This is a genomic window from Stappia stellulata DSM 5886, assembly GCF_000423705.1.
GTDB lineage: Bacteria > Pseudomonadota > Alphaproteobacteria > Rhizobiales > Stappiaceae > Stappia > Stappia stellulata.
Map to the genome: position 1 here is coordinate 173,571 of NZ_AUIM01000010.1, position 16,732 is coordinate 190,302.

At 65.6% G+C, this 16,732-nt stretch carries 18 protein-coding genes; 16 read left to right on the top strand and 2 right to left on the bottom strand.

Going from position 1 to position 16,732, the window contains the following annotated elements; translation table 11 throughout:
• Window positions 1-102 precede the first annotated feature (102 nt).
• The 16 genes from G572_RS0105995 (at window position 103) to G572_RS0106070 (ending at window position 14,772) form a co-directional block, all read left to right on the top strand.
• Window positions 103-720, top strand: a complete 618-nt coding sequence (locus tag G572_RS0105995; RefSeq protein ID WP_029057690.1) for a 50S ribosomal protein L21 — start codon at window positions 103-105, stop codon at window positions 718-720.
• A 48-nt stretch (window positions 721-768) separates the two neighbouring features.
• Complete coding sequence (gene rpmA / locus G572_RS0106000; RefSeq protein WP_029057691.1) at window positions 769-1,038, top strand: 50S ribosomal protein L27; 270 nt, start codon at window positions 769-771, stop codon at window positions 1,036-1,038.
• A gap of 137 nt (window positions 1,039-1,175) precedes the next feature.
• On the top strand, window positions 1,176-1,796 hold the full coding sequence (locus G572_RS0106005; protein WP_029057692.1) for a GNAT family N-acetyltransferase: 621 nt from the start codon (window positions 1,176-1,178) through the stop codon (window positions 1,794-1,796).
• On the top strand, window positions 1,778-2,395 hold the full coding sequence (locus tag G572_RS25370) for a GNAT family N-acetyltransferase (protein ID WP_051241752.1): 618 nt from the start codon (window positions 1,778-1,780) through the stop codon (window positions 2,393-2,395). The genes G572_RS0106005 and G572_RS25370 overlap by 19 nt, the downstream gene beginning before the upstream one ends.
• Window positions 2,392-3,435 (top strand): GTPase ObgE, encoded by a 1,044-nt coding sequence (gene obgE / locus G572_RS0106015; RefSeq protein WP_029057693.1) that lies wholly within the window; start codon window positions 2,392-2,394, stop codon window positions 3,433-3,435. Before G572_RS25370 ends, obgE begins: the two co-directional genes overlap by 4 nt.
• A gap of 36 nt (window positions 3,436-3,471) precedes the next feature.
• A complete protein-coding gene (proB, locus tag G572_RS22795) occupies window positions 3,472-4,671 on the top strand; it encodes a glutamate 5-kinase (RefSeq protein WP_051241755.1) in 1,200 nt (399 codons plus the stop codon).
• Window positions 4,664-5,950, top strand: a complete 1,287-nt coding sequence (locus G572_RS0106025; protein ID WP_029057694.1) for a glutamate-5-semialdehyde dehydrogenase — start codon at window positions 4,664-4,666, stop codon at window positions 5,948-5,950. Before proB ends, G572_RS0106025 begins: the two co-directional genes overlap by 8 nt.
• Before the next feature lie 35 nt (window positions 5,951-5,985).
• Window positions 5,986-6,615 carry a nicotinate-nucleotide adenylyltransferase gene (locus G572_RS0106030; protein ID WP_029057695.1) on the top strand — a complete coding sequence of 210 codons (630 nt, stop codon included), beginning with the start codon at window positions 5,986-5,988 and terminating at the stop codon, window positions 6,613-6,615.
• Between the two features lie 152 nt (window positions 6,616-6,767).
• On the top strand, window positions 6,768-7,178 hold the full coding sequence (rsfS, locus tag G572_RS0106035) for a ribosome silencing factor (protein WP_029057696.1): 411 nt from the start codon (window positions 6,768-6,770) through the stop codon (window positions 7,176-7,178).
• 250 nt (window positions 7,179-7,428) lie between these two features.
• Window positions 7,429-7,911, top strand: a complete 483-nt coding sequence (rlmH, locus tag G572_RS0106040; protein WP_029057697.1) for a 23S rRNA (pseudouridine(1915)-N(3))-methyltransferase RlmH — start codon at window positions 7,429-7,431, stop codon at window positions 7,909-7,911.
• Between the two features lie 223 nt (window positions 7,912-8,134).
• Window positions 8,135-9,520 carry a murein hydrolase activator EnvC family protein gene (locus G572_RS0106045; protein WP_084649915.1) on the top strand — a complete coding sequence of 462 codons (1,386 nt, stop codon included), beginning with the start codon at window positions 8,135-8,137 and terminating at the stop codon, window positions 9,518-9,520.
• Window positions 9,517-10,854, top strand: coding sequence for a S41 family peptidase (locus G572_RS0106050; protein ID WP_029057699.1), 1,338 nt, complete (start codon window positions 9,517-9,519; stop codon window positions 10,852-10,854). The genes G572_RS0106045 and G572_RS0106050 overlap by 4 nt, the downstream gene beginning before the upstream one ends.
• Before the next feature lie 77 nt (window positions 10,855-10,931).
• On the top strand, window positions 10,932-12,107 hold the full coding sequence (locus G572_RS0106055) for a divergent polysaccharide deacetylase family protein (protein WP_029057700.1): 1,176 nt from the start codon (window positions 10,932-10,934) through the stop codon (window positions 12,105-12,107).
• A gap of 85 nt (window positions 12,108-12,192) precedes the next feature.
• Window positions 12,193-12,690 (top strand): RNA pyrophosphohydrolase, encoded by a 498-nt coding sequence (locus G572_RS0106060; RefSeq protein WP_029057701.1) that lies wholly within the window; start codon window positions 12,193-12,195, stop codon window positions 12,688-12,690.
• 106 nt (window positions 12,691-12,796) lie between these two features.
• Entirely contained in the window at window positions 12,797-13,561 is a 765-nt protein-coding gene (locus tag G572_RS0106065) for an SDR family NAD(P)-dependent oxidoreductase (RefSeq protein WP_029057702.1), read from the top strand.
• 11 nt (window positions 13,562-13,572) lie between these two features.
• Window positions 13,573-14,772, top strand: coding sequence for an acyl-CoA dehydrogenase family protein (locus tag G572_RS0106070; protein WP_029057703.1), 1,200 nt, complete (start codon window positions 13,573-13,575; stop codon window positions 14,770-14,772).
• Here the strand turns inward: G572_RS0106070 and queG are convergent.
• Together queG and G572_RS0106080 are read right to left on the bottom strand one after the other, a co-directional pair.
• Window positions 14,760-15,911, bottom strand: coding sequence for a tRNA epoxyqueuosine(34) reductase QueG (queG, locus tag G572_RS0106075; RefSeq protein ID WP_029057704.1), 1,152 nt, complete (start codon window positions 15,909-15,911; stop codon window positions 14,760-14,762). The two genes, G572_RS0106070 and queG, sit on opposite strands and share 13 nt — an antisense overlap.
• A gap of 11 nt (window positions 15,912-15,922) precedes the next feature.
• Window positions 15,923-16,615, bottom strand: a complete 693-nt coding sequence (locus G572_RS0106080) for a glutathione S-transferase family protein (protein WP_029057705.1) — start codon at window positions 16,613-16,615, stop codon at window positions 15,923-15,925.
• Window positions 16,616-16,732 lie beyond the last annotated feature (117 nt).

A 16,732-nucleotide genomic window follows, 5' to 3' on the forward strand; every position in this document is an offset into this window, starting at 1 on the left:
GTCCCCGCGTCGTCGGGGCGCCAAAGGGTGCGTCGCAGGCCGCTCATCGCCAAAACGGCAAGGTGAGCGAAATCGAAGAACGAAAAGAAGGACGTGCGAGACATGTTCGCAGTGATCAAGACCGGCGGCAAGCAGTACACTGTCGCCCAGGACGACCTACTCAAGATCGAGAAGCTCGACGGCGAGCCCGGCGAGACCGTGACCTTCGACGAAGTGCTGATGGTCGGCGGCGGAACCGAGACCATGATCGGCGCACCGCGCGTCGACGGCGCCAGCGTCGTCGGCGAGGTCGTCGACCAGGCCCGCACCCGCAAGATCATCATCTTCAAGAAGCGTCGCCGCCAGAATTCGCGCCGCCGCAACGGTCACCGTCAGAGCTTCACGCTCGTGAAGATCACCGACATCCTGACGGACGGCAAGAAGCCGGCCGCCAAAAAGAAGGCCGCTCCGAAGGCCGAGAAGGCCGCCGAAGCTCCGGCAGAGGCAGAGCTTCCGGTGCTGTTCACCGCTCCCGAGGGACCGGCGGACGACCTGAAGAAGATTTCCGGCGTCGGTCCGGTGCTCGAGAAGAAGCTCAATGCGCTCGGCATCACCACCTACGCGCAGGTCGCGGCATTCACCGCGGAAGACATCGCCCGCGTCGACGACGCGCTGTCCTTCAAGGGCCGCATCGACCGCGACAACTGGATCGAACAGGCTTCGGAGCTGGCGTCGAAGTAATCGACGCCCCGTCGCCTCAGGCACAGATTTCGGACGAGGAGTTTCGTCATGGCACATAAAAAAGCAGGTGGTTCGTCACGTAACGGCCGCGATTCCGCGGGCCGCCGTCTCGGCATCAAGAAGTTCGGCGGCGAGACCGTCATTCCGGGCAATATCATCGCGCGTCAGCGCGGCACGAAATGGCATCCGGGCACGGGCGTCGGCATGGGCAAGGATCACACGATCTTTGCCACGATCGAGGGCAAGGTGACCTTCGAGAACAAGGCCAACAAGCGCACGTTTATTACCGTAATGCCACTCGTGGAAGCTGCAGAGTAAAGCCGACGTGTTGTTTCCAAACCGCCGGCGTCCCATTGACCCGGCGGTTTGAGAAAACCGGCAAGATCGTGACAGATCAGGGGAGATGGGCCGCCATCTCCCCTTTTCGTTTTTCTGTCGCATTGCCGGAGGACACCATGGTTGCCGATCTTGAAGAGACCCTCGACGAGGAGAGTTTGTGCGCGGCCCTTGCGCCGCAGGACACCGAGCGGCTGCGTCTGGACGCACCGCGCAGCGACGATCTCGCCGACATCGTCACGCTGGCCAACAACCGCAAGGTCGCGACCATGGTCGCCACCATGCCCCATCCCTTCACGCTCGAGGACGGACGCAATCTGGTGGCCAAGGCCGCCCAGCGCACGGCGCACCGCGCGAAATTCGCGATCCGCATGAAGTCAACGGGCCGTTTTATCGGCGCGGCCGGCTACAGCGCGCTGGAAGACGGCGGCGCGGTCCATCTCGGTTACTGGATCGGAGAGCCGTTCTGGGGCCAGGGCTATGCCACCGAGGCCGCCCAGGCGATGATCGACTTCGTGTTTTCCGCAACGCCGATCACCCGGCTGACGGGCGCGGCCCGCGTCACCAACCCCGCCTCGCGCCGGGTGCTGGTGAAATGCGGGTTCGAGTTCCTCGATCAGGGCATGATCATGTCGCGCGGCGCCGGCGGCGCGGTTTCGGTCGACCGCTTCGCGATCGACAAGAGCACCTGGACGGCGCTTAAGCGCTGGGGACGGGCGAAGTGCCTGAGCGATCTCTAGAAACGCCTGTTGGCTGCGAGACACCGGTTGCAGGCGTCGCCCCTCCGACGCTTGCAACCGCGCGGCTGTCCCTGCGGGCACCCGCCGGGTCTGACGTCGCCCGGATCGCGGCCCTTGCCGGCAACCGGGAGGTCACTCGCTTCCTGGCGCGGCTTCCCCATCCCTACACCGCGGCGGATGCCCGCGACTGGCTGGCCTACCTTGAGCGCGCGCGCGGCCGCGAGATCGCCTTTGCGCTCGACGACGGAACGGGTCTGATCGGCGTGATTTCTTTTCGCGCGTTGGACGAAACGCCGGAGATCGGCTATTGGCTTGGCCGAGCGTATTGGGGAAAAGGCTACATGAGCGAGGCGGCACGCGTCGCGCTCGGATGGCTGTTCGGCGCAACGGCAACGCAGGCGGTGGCGGCACGGGCCATCGGTGTCAACACGGCATCGCAGGCCGTGCTTTCGCGGGCAGGTTTCACGCGCGCAGGATCGGACACCGCCGGCGAGCGTGATCTGCACTTCCGGCTCGACCGGGCGGCGTTTTTTCGCTTGCATGATGATATGAACGGGACAGCGGCCGACAGGGCCGCGCAGAAAGCGACGCAAAGATGAAATTTCTCGACCAGGCCAAGATCTATGTGCGCTCCGGCGACGGCGGCGCCGGGGCCGTCTCCTTTCGTCGCGAGAAATACATCGAGTTCGGCGGACCCGACGGCGGCGACGGCGGGCGCGGCGGCGACGTTTTCGTGGAATGCGTCGACGGGCTGAACACGCTCATCGACTTTCGTTTCCACCAGCATTTCAAGGCAAAGACCGGCATGCACGGCATGGGCCGGAACCGCACCGGCGGCAAGGGCGACGATGTCGTGCTGCGCGTGCCGGTCGGAACCGAGATCCTGGAGGAAGACAACGACACGGTCATTGCCGACCTGACCCATGTCGGCGAGCGGCTGCTCTTGATGAAGGGCGGCAACGGCGGTTTCGGCAATGCGCATTTCAAATCCTCCACCAACCAGGCCCCGCGCCATGCCAACCCGGGTCTGCCGGGAGAGGAAAAATGGATCTGGCTGCGGCTCAAGCTGATCGCCGATGCAGGGCTGGTGGGCATGCCCAATGCCGGCAAGTCGACCTTCCTGGCGTCGGTTTCGGCGGCGCGTCCGAAGATCGCGGACTACCCCTTCACCACGCTTCACCCCAACCTTGGCGTCGTGGAGATCGACGGGCGCGGCTTCGTTCTGGCCGACATTCCGGGCCTGATCGAGGGCGCGCATGACGGCGTCGGGCTCGGCGACCGCTTTCTCGGTCATGTCGAGCGCACCCGCACGCTGTTGCATCTGGTCGACGGAACCGAGGAAGACCCCGGCGAGACCTATCGGGTCGTGCGCGGCGAACTGGCTGCCTATGGCCACGGTCTGACGGAAAAACCCGAAGTGGTTGCACTGTCGAAGGTCGATGCGCTCACCCCCGAACTGAGGGACGAGAAAGCCGCTGCACTGGAGGCTGCCTGCGGGCAGAAGCCCGTGCTTCTCTCCTCCACCAGCGGCGAGAATGTCGACCTCACCCTGCGCATGCTCCAGCGCGCCATCGACAGCGACAGGGCGGAAGAGGCGAACACCGTGCCCCAAGTGCCGTCCGAACCCTGGCGCCCCTGAGCAGCACCTGAGTCGCAAAACCGGACCTGGGAGATCATGAGCGAATTATTCCATCCCGCAACGGCAGAGACGGGACGCCTGTCCCGCTCCCGTCGGATCGTCGTCAAGATCGGATCCTCACTGCTTGTGGCCGACGGCCAGTTGAAACGCGACTGGCTCGCCGCACTGTGCGACGACCTGAAGATGCTGGCGAAGGCGGGCGCGGAACTGATCGTCGTCTCCTCCGGCGCCATCGCGCTGGGACGGGGCGTGCTCGGTCTTCCCTCCGGGGCACTCAAACTGGAACAGGCGCAGGCGGCCGCCTCTGTCGGTCAGGTGGCGCTGGCGCAGGCCTATGCGGATGCGCTCGGCGGGCGCGGGCTGACGGCGGGACAGATCCTGCTGACACTCGGCGACACCGAGGAACGCCGCCGCTATCTCAACGCGCGCGAGACCGTCTCCACGCTCCTGAAGCTCGGCGCCGTTCCGATCGTCAACGAGAACGACACGGTGGCAACGTCGGAAATCCGGTATGGCGACAATGACCGCCTGGCGGCACGGGTTGCCACCATGTGCAGCGCCGACTGCCTCGTGCTCCTGTCGGATGTCGACGGGCTGTACACAGCCCCGCCGGCGCAGGACCCGAATGCCGTCTTCCTGCCCGAGGTTCCGGCGATCACACCCGAGATCGAGGCCATGGCCGGTGCGGCCGGGTCGGAACTGTCGCGCGGCGGCATGCGCACCAAGATCGACGCCGCTCGGATCGCCACATCGGCCGGCACGACGATGGCGATCGCCAGCGGCACCCGGATGAACCCGCTGGCGGCAATCGAGAATGGCGGACGGGCCACCTGGTTTTCGGCCCGCGCGACGCCGGCGAGTGCGCGCAAGGCCTGGATCGGCGGTCATCTGGAGCCGCGCGGCACGCTGGAACTCGATGCCGGTGCAATCCGCGCGGTCGTGGACGGACGCAGTCTCCTTCCCGCTGGCGTGCGACGCATCGAAGGCGGCTTCAGCCGGGGCGATGCCGTTCGGATCGTCGCGCCCGACGGGCGCGACATCGGACGCGGGATCGTCGCCTATGACCACAGGCACGCGCAGTTGATCATGGGCCGCAACAGCCGCGAGATCGAGGCGATCCTGGGATACGCCGGGCGCGCCGAAATGGTGCATCGCGACGATCTCGTGCTCAACGACCAGACACTTGAAACCGCTCCTTGCGACACGGCAGCGGAAGAGGAACGCGGACATGCTTGACCCTTCACGGGAAACGGACACGGATATCGCCGGCCTGATGCAGGACATCGGAACGCGGGCCCGCAGCGCCGCCCGCGTTCTGGCGACCGCGTCGAGCGGTCAGAAAAACGACGCCCTGCGCGCGATGGCCACCTGCGTGCGCAACGCCCGCGACGCAATTCTCGCCGCCAATGCCATGGATCTGGAATCCATGCGGGCCAATGGCCAGACAGCCGCCTATCTCGACCGCGGGACGCTCGACGCCGCACGCATCGAGGCGGTCGCCGGCGGCCTGGAAGCCGTTGCAACCCTCGACGATCCCGTCGGCTCGCTCATCGCGGCCTGGGAGCGGCCGAACGGCCTCAAGATCGAACGCGTGCGCACGCCGCTTGGCGTTATCGGCGTCATCTACGAAAGCCGGCCGAATGTGACGGCGGACGCCGGTGCGCTGTGCCTGAAGGCCGGCAATGCCGTCATCCTGCGCGGCGGGTCGGACACGATCCGCTCCAACCTCGCCATCCACGCAGCGCTGGTTCAGGGACTGGCCGACGCGGGCCTGCCCGAGGCCGCGATCCAGATGGTCCCGGTCACCGACCGCGCGGCCGTCGGCGAGATGCTTTCCGGACTCGGCGGCACCCTCGACGTGATCGTCCCGCGCGGCGGCAAGAGCCTTGTTGCCCGCGTCCAGGAGGAAGCACGGGTGCCCGTCTTCGCGCATCTGGAAGGCCTGTGCCATCTGGTGATCGACAAGTCGGCCGACCTCGACATGGCACGCGACATCGCGGTCAATGCCAAGATGCGGCGCACCGGCATCTGCGGCGCGCTGGAAACCCTGCTGGTCGACCGCGCCGTCGCCGCGACCCACCTCAAGCCGATCTGCGACGCGCTGATCGCGGCCGGCTGCGAGATCCGGGGCGATGCGAGCGTCTGCGCGGCCGTGCCCGACGCCATTCCCGCGACCGAGGACGACTGGCGCACCGAGTATCTGGACGCGATCCTTTCGGTGCGGGTGGTCGACGACCTGTCGGCCGCGATCGAGCATATCGAAACCTATGGCTCGCACCACACCGACGGCATCGTCACCGACGACCAGGCGGCGGCGGAACGGTTTTTTGCGGAAGTCGACAGCGCCATCCTCACCCTCAACGCCTCGACGCAATTCGCCGACGGCGGCGAGTTCGGCATGGGCGGCGAGATCGGCATCGCAACAGGGCGCATGCATGCACGCGGCCCGGTCGGGGTGGAACAGCTCACCAGCTTCAAGTACCGGGTGCGCGGCATCGGGCAGGTTCGGTCCTGAATGCCCGCGCAGGCAATGCAAAAGCGCGGCCGACGATGAGCAACACGGAGGCCGTGGCCGACCGCTATCTTCGGATCCCTCACACGGAACCGGGACTGACCGTCGGCCTGTTCGGCGGATCCTTCAATCCGCCCCATTCCGGACACCGGCTCGTGGCGGATACGGCGCTCAAGCGGCTCGCGCTCGACCAGGTCTGGTGGCTTGTCACGCCGGGCAATCCGCTGAAGGACACGAGAGAACTTGAACCGCTGACGCACCGGCTCGCCCGTGTCGAGGAAATCGCCGATCACCCGCGCATGCGCGTCACGGCGCTTGAGGCGAGCTTGAGAACACGCTATAGCGCGCAAACGATCCAGCACCTTCAGCAAAAACGGTCGGGTGTCCGTTTTGTCTGGGTGATGGGAGCGGACAATCTTGCAGGCTTTCACCGGTGGCAGGCGTGGCGTTCGATCTTCGAGCGTGCTCCCGTCGCCGTGGTTGACCGGCCAGGCGCCACGCTGTCGGCCTTGTGGTCTCCGGCGGCGCAAACATTTGCGTCCGCACGGCTTGCGGAGTGGCGCGCGCGACGGCTTGCAGACGGCCCTGCCCCGGCCTGGGTCTTTTTGCATGCGCCGCGCGATCCCATGTCATCGACGCATCTGCGCGCCACCGCGCGACCTTGGTGAAACTGCGATGTCTTGAAAAGGCCAACAACCGAAGCTTATCTTTGTCCATGGGGAAAGGGTCGCATGACGCGGCGTCCCCATGGGGTCGGGCGGCGAACATTCCGTTCACCTGCCCAAGGATGCAAACTGGACGAAAGGTAATCCGTCTGAGCATGACCTTCGAAACCGAGGGGACGGCACCGACCGCTCCTCATCACACTGCAGCCGGCACGCTTCCGCGTGCGGACCTGCACGAAACCGTCTTGGCCTCCTTGTCCGATTCAAAGGCCGAAGACATTGTCTCAATCGACATCACCGGCAAATCGCCGATGACGGATCAGGTCGTCGTCGCCTCGGGTCGCTCGCATCGGCACGTCGGCGCCATCGCCGACCACTTGTTGCGCGATCTCAAGGAAGCCGGACACGGCAGCGCCCGTGTCGAAGGCATTCCCCAATGCGACTGGGTCCTGATCGACGCCGGCGATGTCATCATCCATGTCTTCCGACCGGAGGTTCGCGCCTTCTACAACATCGAAAAGATGTGGTCGGTCGACGACAACGCGCCGGTCCACTACGCCGGCTAGACGGTGCGGACAAGCGGAGACGCCTGCGGCAGGACATCGCGTTCCCGCAGAGCTCCCTGACGTGTGCTTTTTGCTGTCCCGGGCGGCCGTGCCGTCGCCCCGGGACCAATGCATCGTCGTGCCCTGACCGGGCAGGTGATCGCGCCTGCAGTCCGCGCGCTTGAAGACAAAATGGCGCTCCGGTCTCACCTTCGCGCAGCGCACTGTCTTGCCTGCACGGCCCGGTCGGGCGGATCCAGCGGAAACCCTCATGCGTGTTCACATCGCCTGTATCGGCCGTTTGAAGAACGGCCCCGAACGTACGCTTTTCGACCGCTACGCCGACCGGATCGGCAAGGCCGGCCGGAGCGTCTCGATCGGCCCGCTTTCGGTGTCGGAACTCGCCGAATCGCGTGCCCAGCGCGACGACGACCGCAAGGCCGAGGAAGCCCGCGCCCTGTTGGCGGCAATGCCGTCCGGCGCCGTCATCATCGCGCTCGACGAAACGGGCAAAACACGCTCCAGCACGTCGTTTTGCGAGGACTTGGTTCGTCTGCGCGACGCCGGGACGGCGGATGTGGCCTTCGTCATCGGAGGGCCGGACGGCCACGGCCCCGCCCTCTTGAAGGCCGCGCGCCTGTCACTTGCGCTCGGCCCGATGACCTGGCCGCACCAGATCGCGCGGGTACTCGTTGCCGAACAGATCTACCGCGCGATCACCATCGCAAGCGGTCATCCCTACCACCGCGCGTGAGGCATCGCGCGGGTTCCTGCCCGTATTCCGCCCTAATTGTCCGATAGCTGTTTGACGGAGCAGGCAGGGATTTACGGTTCACCATTCGTTAGGGTTGACGTTTCGTTAACGAGACTGGGGCATTCTGATACCTACGGACTATCCGTCACAGTCCCCGTTACGAAGTGCCCGTTGTCGGCGGTCTCCGCGCTTGACCGTCGCGTGACTGCGGGCGGAGTGGTGAATGCGCAAGAAACTGCCGATCGCATTGCGGACAGGACCGCTGCTCGCTGCCGTCTGGCTCGCACTCGTGCCCGGCCACCTGCCCGGAGAGGGCGGAGCCGCGTGGGCACAGAGCGAGACTGAGGATGCGGGTGTCCGGGAGGATCCGGAGGGGCCGTCCGAAGCGCAACCAGCTCTTGCGACACGCAAGGCCCGGCGGGAAGAAGAACTTTCCGCGCTGACACGGGACCTCACGCTGTCGGAGGAACGCCAGGCCGCGATCGCCCGCGAGATCCGCATGATCGAGCGCGACCGCAAGGCCCTCAACGCGGAACTGCTGCGCACGGCGCAACGGGTCACGCAACTCGAAGAGCAACTGGCGGCGACCGAAGACAGGTTGCGTCGCCTGGGAACAAACGAGGACGCGGTGCGCGCATCATTGGCGGAACGTCAGGATGTCTTGTCCGAGGTACTGGCTGCGCTTCAGCGCATCGGCCAGCACCCGCCGCCCGCACTCGCGGTCCGGCCGAAGGACGCGCTTGGCGCTGTTCGAAGCGCGCTTCTTTTGAATGCGGTCATGCCGGAAATCCATCTGGAGGCGCAAGCGCTCACGAGCGACCTTTCCAGCCTGCGCCAGCTGCGGATCTCGAGCGCCGCCGAACGCGACCGTCTTGTCGCCGATGCGCAACGGCTGACCGAAGAACAGGCGCGGGTCGAGCTTCTGGTCGCCTCCAAGAAGCAGGAACGAGAAACAACCGAAGCCCAGCTTGCCCGGGAACAGGCCCGGTCGGAGGAACTGGCGAACGATGCCGAGAGCCTCAAGGACCTGATCGCCACGATTGAGCGCGACATCGCCAGCGCGCGCGCCGCCGCCGAAGCGGCCCGCAACGCGACCAGGGCGCGCGACGGAAAGGCGGTTCCCGCAGACCCCTTCAGCGATGCCGGGCGGCTCGCCCCGGCGATTTCCTTCGCGCAGGCCAAGGGCAGGCTGAACCTGCCGGTGGCCGGAACGACCCTGCGCGATTTCGGCATGGATGACGGCTTCGGCGGACAAACCCGGGGGCGCTCCATCGCCACACGAACTGGTGCCCAGGTCGTGGCGCCCGCCGACGGCTGGGTGGTCTATGCAGGACCGTTTCGCTCCTACGGTCAGGTCTTGATCCTGAATGCCGGCGATGGATATCATGTCCTCCTGGCCGGAATGGATCGAACCAGTGTGGAGCAAGGTCAATTCGTGCTTGCAGGCGAGCCGGTGGCGGCCATGGGGGAAACCCGGGTGGCCAGCGCAGCGACACTCGACCTGTCGGCACCGCAGCCGGTGCTCTATGTAGAGTTTAGGAAAGACGGCATTTCGATCGACCCCACCCCATGGTGGGTTCGGCCCGAAGACGAAAAGGTTCGCGGATGATTCGGAAAGCTTCCCTCTTGCTGGTCGGTGCGCTCATTGGTGGCGCAACCGTGACGGCCCTGTCCCAGATGCCCGTGCGCGTGAGCGGGGTGGCGAATGCAGCCGCTTCGGATACGTACCGGCAGCTCAACCTGTTCGGCGACGTGTTCGAGCGCGTTCGCTCCGACTACGTCGAAACCCCGGACGACGCGGCTTTGATCGAATCTGCGATCAACGGCATGCTCAGTTCGCTGGACCCCCATTCGAGTTATCTCTCGCCCAAGCACTTCCGCGACATGCAGGTGCAGACCCGCGGTGAATTCGGCGGCTTGGGCATTGAGGTCACCATGGAAGACGGTCTCGTCAAGGTGGTCACGCCGATCGACGATACGCCGGCGTTCCAGGCAGGCGTGCTTGCCGGCGACCTGATCACGCATCTCGACGGCGAACAGGTCCAGGGCCTGACGCTTTCCGAAGCGGTCGAGAAAATGCGCGGACCGGTCAACACCGGGATCGAATTGACGGTCCGCCGCGAAGGCGCCAGCGAGCCGCTCAACATCACCATCACGCGCGACGTCATCCGCATCCGCTCCGTTCGCCATCGCGCGGAAGGCGACATCGGGTACGTTCGCGTCACTCAGTTCAGCGAGCAGACCTTCGACGGCGTGCAGTCGAGCATCGAAGAGCTGAAAGAGACGATCGGCGAAGACAAGCTCAAGGGATTTGTGCTCGACATGCGCAACAATCCCGGCGGCCTCCTCGACCAGGCAATCGCCGTTTCCGACGGGTTCCTCAAGCGCGGCGAGATCGTCTCGACCCGCGGGCGCGATTCCGACGAGACACAGCGCTACAACGCCCGTTCCGGAGACCTTGCCGACGGTTACCCGGTGATCGTGCTGATCAACGGCGGCTCGGCCTCTGCGTCGGAGATTGTCGCCGGCGCACTCCAGGACCATCGCCGGGCGACCATCGTGGGCACCCGCTCCTTCGGCAAGGGCTCGGTGCAGACCATCGTTCCGCTCGGGGCCAACGGTGCCATCCGCCTGACGACGGCGCGGTACTACACGCCCTCCGGCGTCTCGATCCAGGCCAAGGGCATCACGCCCGACATCGAATTCCTGCAGGAGCTTCCCGAGGAGCTGCGCGGCAAGGTCGAGACCGAAGGCGAGGCCGGACTGCGCGGCCACCTCAAGGGCGAGGGCGAGGATGAGGAAGGCTCGGGGAGCCAGGCATATGTCCCGCCGGACCCGAAGGACGACGCACAGTTGAACTTCGCTCTTGATCTGCTCAACGGCGTTCAGGTGAACAGTGCCTTCCCGCCGGTCGGCGACCAGAAAGCCGGCATTCCGAACTGATACAACCGATGACCGTTTGCGGCAGCCGTAGGGAGCGGTTGCAGCAAACGCCCGTCAAACGCGGCAAATGAGGTATCATGGCGGGGAAGGATCTGTCGGCTCCGCTGGGGCTTGGCAAGCGCAAGTACTTCAATCTCCCTCTCGGACTGATCGGTGCCAGCCTGTTGACGGTGCTGGTGACGACCGGACTGGTGTGGATTGGAGTTGTTGACGATCCGCTTGGCGGCGAACCGACCGCGACCGTGCCGCTTGAGCGATCCCTGGAAGGGCTGTCCTCGCGCGATTTCGGCGTTGTCGAGATCCGCCCGTCCCTGCCCGAGGACGCGGACGCCCCCTCCGCCGGCAACGACATTCAAAAAACGGCGCTGGGTCCGAGATTCGAGCCGAAACCGCTTTCCGCCACGGATGCGCCCGGTCCTCACCCAAGCGCCGACGCCGCCGCCAACGGCCTGTCCGTGCGCGCCGATGCAAGGGTTACCGAACCCGGCCCCCACGGCCCCCTGCCCAAGGTTTCCGACAGCGGCCTGCGACCAATCGACGTCTATGCACGGCCCGCCAACCAGTCTTTCGCGTCCATTCCGAAGATCGCGATCATCGTCGGCGGTCTGGGGCTGTCGCAAACCGGAACGCAAACGGCGATCGAGCAGCTGCCGGCCGAAATCACGCTTGGCTTCGCCCCCTATGGCGCCAGCCTCGACAGATGGGTGCAGCGGGCGCGGCGCGACGGTCACGAGTTGCTGCTCCAGCTCCCGATGGAACCCTTCGACTATCCCGACAACGATCCCGGCCCCCATACGCTGCTCGTCAGCCACAACACGCGCGAGATGGACGAACGCCTCGCCTGGCTGCTCAGCCGGATGACCAACTACGTCGGGGTGATGAACTACATGGGCGCCCGCTTCACGGCATCGGAAGAGCCGCTGGAGAAGCTGCTGACCGCCATAACCGAACGCGGCCTGATGTTCGTCGACGACGGTTCGTCCTCGCGAAGCCTGGCAACGCCGACTGCGAGCGGTCTTCGCACGCCGTTTTCGCACGCGGATCTCGTCATTGACGACGTGCCGCGCCCGAAAGACATCACCGCACGACTGTTGCAACTCGAAGGCACGGCCCGCGCGCAGGGCGTGGCCGTTGGCATCGCGACGGCTCTGCCCGTCACGGTGGAACTGCTTGCGAAATGGTCGCGGGATCTTGACGAGCGCGGGCTGCAGCTGGTCCCGGTGAGCGCATCCATCGACCGCACGGCGCGCTGACACGAACGGCATCGCGCCCCTTTCCAGCCGCCCGGAAAATGCTTTAGGACATGGACCGCAAGCGTCCCCTTTCCGGAGCATGGTCATGTCTTCTGCCTCCCCCCGGCCCTATCGTCCCTGCGTGGGCATTCTGCTGCTCAATCCACGTGGTCTCGTATGGGTCGGCAAGCGACACCCCAACACAGGGGCGGATGAGAGCTATTGCTGGCAAATGCCGCAAGGCGGGATCGACAAGGGGGAAACTCCGCTCCAGGCAGCGCGGCGCGAACTCTACGAGGAAACCTCGATTCGCTCTGCGAGCCTCATCGCCGAGGCGCCCAACTGGATCTCCTACGATTACCCGCCGGAGGTCGCGCAAAATCCCCGCACGGCCCGCTACTGCGGGCAAACCCAGAAATGGTTCGCCTTCCGCTTCGACGGCGAAGAGACCGAGATCGACATTCTGAACCCGCCGGAGGGCCACAAGCCGGAGTTCTGCGCGTGGCGGTGGGTGCGCGCGCGCGAGCTGCCCGGCCTCATCATTCCATTCAAGCGCGCGACCTACGAGGCGGTGGTGGACACCTTCGCCCGGCTGACGGCCTGACGCCCGGCAGGCATCCGCACGCCCTTTTTATTTTCCCGCGATCGGGGCTAGTCTTCCAGCCGAAACAAAGTGCTCCGGGCGGAGCGGGACACAGGAGAAGACGCTTATGAATCGTGACACCGCGCTCGCGGGACAGCGCCTGCTGATCACGGGAGCCTCGAGTGGCCTGGGAGAACATTTCGCCAAACTCGCTGCGCGCAACGGCGCGTCGGTGGCAATCGCGGCACGGCGGACGGATCGGCTGGAAGCGCTTGTTGAGGTCCTCAAGGAGCTCGGCGCGCCCGACGCTGCCGCAATCGCGCTCGATGTGAGCGACGGCGCCTCGATCCACGCCTGCGTCGTCGATGCCGTCACGGCGCTCGGCGGTCTCGACGTGCTCATCAACAATGCAGGGACGGCCCGACAGGGCCTGGCGATCGACCAGTCCGCCGAAGACTTCGATGATGTGATGTCGGTCAACCTGCGCGGCGTCTGGCTGATGGCGGTTGCCGCCGCACGTCACTGGCGCGAGAGCGGAACACCCGGCAACATCGTCAATATCGCTTCCATCCTCGGCGAGCGCGTCAGCTCCGGGACGGCCTCCTATGCCGTCTCGAAAGCCGGTGTCGTGCAGATGACCCGCGCGCTGGCGCTGGAATTCGCCCGTCACAACATTCGCGTGAATGCGCTCGAGCCCGGCTACGTCGAAACCGAAATCAACCAAGGCTTCTTCGAGACCGACGCCGGCAAAGCCATGATCAAAAGGATCCCGATGCGCCGCATCGGCAAGCCCGAAGACCTCGACGGGCCTTTCCTGCTCCTGGCTGGCGATGCCTCGCGCTTCATGACCGGTGCGGCGATCCCCGTCGACGGCGGCCACCTTCTCGCCTGAGGACCTGATCCATGGACTTTTCCATCGACCCCCGCCACGCGCAATTGCGCGACCGGGTGCGCGCCTTTGTGGCCGAACACATCCAGCCGCTGGAAAGCGACCCGGCAAGCTACAATGAATTTGAAAACATCCGCATGGACCTGCGCGACGCGATCCGCGAGAAGGCGCGCGCAGCCGGACTGTGGAACCCGCAGCTGCCGGAGGCCCATGGCGGGCTCGGCTTGTCGATGGTCGGGCAAAGCATTTTCTACACCGAAGCCAATCGCTCGATCTTCGGGCCGTCCTGCTTCAACTGCGCCGCGCCCGACGACGGCAACATGCGGGTTCTGGAGGCGGTCGGCACGCCGGCGCAAAAGGACTGGTGGCTGAAACCCGTCGCTTCCGGCCAGGTAAACTCCTCCTTCGCCATGACCGAACCCCACCCCGGCGGCGGCTCGGATCCCGGCATGATCCGGACCCGCGCCGAACGTCACGGCGACATTTGGCGGATAACGGGCCGCAAGTGGTATATCTCCGGCGCCGCAGTGGCGAAACATTTCATCCTGATGGCCCGTACCGACCCGAATCCGGAAGAAAAACGCCGGCATCTCACCGGCTTTCTGTTCCACGCCGACCAGCCCGGCTGGCGGATCGTGCGACGCATCGGCAACATGGGCCCCGACGAGCACGGCGGCGTCTGCGAGCTTGAGTTCGACGGCTTGGAGATCAAGGACGAGAACCGCCTGATGGAGGTCGGCGACGGACTGCGCCTGACGCAGACCCGTCTCGGCCCGGCCCGACTTACCCACTGCATGCGCTGGCTGGGACTGGCCCAGCGCTGCATGGAAATCGCCCAGGCCTACGTCAGCGAACGCGAAGGCTTCGGCACCAAGCTCGGCGACCGGGAATCGGTCCAGCTCGCGCTCGGCGAACTCGCTCACAACATCCAGATCGGCCGCCTGCTGGTGTTTCATGCCGCCTGGATGCTGGATCAGGGCGACAAGGCCCGCGCGGAAGTGTCCTCGGCCAAGATCCATGTCGCCGACACGCTGCATCAGGCGGCAGATACCGCGATCCAGCTCAATGGCGCGCGGGGCTATTCCACCGACACGATCCTGGAATGGATCTACCGCTATGCCCGTGCGGCAAAGCTCGTCGACGGGGCGTCAGAGGTGCACAAGATGGTGCTCGCGCGCCTCTACAAGAAGGAAGGCACCGATTACTGGCGCTGAGCCGCGTCCCATTCCGCCCGCACATCGGCGTCCCATTCCAGCCCTTCGCGGCGCGCGGCCACACGCATGAACTCCGCCGTCGGAACGAGGCGGCGGAGCGCCCACACGGCGGCGCCGCGAACCAAGGCGCTCCCATCCTCGAGCAACGATTCGACGCGGGGCGCCAAGGCCTCATCGCCGGCGTTTCCGGCAGCGATCAGAACATTGCGCAGGAAGCGGTCGCGGCCGATCCGTTTGATCGGAGACCCGGAAAACAGCGCGCGAAACCCAGCGTCATCCAGCATGAGAAGATCGCTCAGCCGCGGCGCGACCAGGTCTTCACGCGCCTGCAGCTTCGCCTCCCGCGCGGCTTGCGCGAATTTGTTCCAGGGACAGGCGGCAAGACAATCGTCGCAGCCATAGATCCGGTTTCCCATGGCCGAGCGGAACTCTTCCGGGACCGGCCCCTTGTGCTCGATCGTCAGATAGGAGATGCAGCGGCGCGCATCGAGGCGGTAGGAGGCCGGGAAAGCCTGCGTCGGGCAGACATCGAGGCAGGCCCGGCACGAGCCGCAATGGTCGCTCTCCGGCGCGTCGACCGGCAGCGGCAGGTCCGTGAAGATTTCGGCCAGAAAAAACCACGACCCGAGATCGCGCGACACGAGATTGGTGTGCTTGCCCTGCCAGCCGAGACCGGCAGCCTGGGCCAGCGGCTTTTCCATCACGGGGGCTGTGTCGACGAACACCTTGACCGCGCCCTCCACGCCCTGCCGACGCGCCTGTGCAAGGAGATGCTGGGCAAGCTCCTTGAGCCGGCCCTTGATGACATCGTGATAATCGCGATTGCGGGCGTAGACGGAGATTGCCGCCGCCCCGGGATCGTCCAGCGTGGCAAGCGGATCGCCCTCACCGGCGTAGGTCATCGCAAGCGTGACGATGCGGCGCGTGCCGGCCCAGAGCTCACGCGGAGCGCCTCTGCGCGTCTCCGTCTCCGCCATCCACTCCATCGTCGCATGATGGCCGTCGGCGAGGAATTGCCGAAGACGCCCCGGCGCCTGGGGAATGCCATCGACATCGGCGATCGCACAGGCGTCGAAGCCGAGTTCCTCCGCCTTTTTGCAGAGGCTGGCCTTCAGACGCGCGGCCGCCTTTTGCGACAACTCCGGCGCTTCTAGAAGTCGAGATCCGCGTAGGTCGGCGCCGGCGGCATGCCCAGCATCTTTTCCGCCAGAAGCGGACGGAAGCTCGGACGCGACTTGATCCGCGCGTACCAGGCCTTCACGTTTTCCTCCTCCGCCCATGGCACCTCACCCAGATAATCGGCACAGGACAATTCCGCCGCCACGGCGAAATCCGCAAAGCTCAGCCGCTCGCCTGCCAGCCAGTTGCGCGACGCCGCCAGATAGCCGAAGTAGCGCAGATGATGCCCGATGTTGGCACGTGCCGCCCTCAGGATTGCTGAGTCAGGAGAGCCGCCTCCCATGGAGGACGGCATTTCCTGCTTGTAGATGCGCTCGCGCACGAAGGGCCCGACAACATCCGCGTCGAGCTTGTTCACAGCCCAGTCGACCAGCCGGCGCGTTTCCGCGCGCGCGTCCGGATGATCCGGCATCAGGCGGCGGTCGCCCACCGCATAGCCGCGCGTCTCGTCGAGATACTCCATGATCGCGAAGGCCCCGCACACCGGCGGGCCATCGTTCTCGCGCAGGACCGGCACCGTTCCTGCGGGATTGAGCATCAGAAAATCGCGGCGGCGCTCCCACGGGCGCTCCGTCACGAGCTCCACCTTCGCGCCATATTCGCTCAGCACAAGCTGCACGAACCGCGATGCGGGAGAAAAGGGGTGGCGATAAAGAACCAGCATAACAGGATTGTAACTGCTTGGGGTTAATCAAACGATGCAAGATCGCGTCGGGCGCCCCCCGGCGCGCCCCCGTATACGCCCGCAGCAAGCGCTATACAACGCAGCATTTCCGTCCCC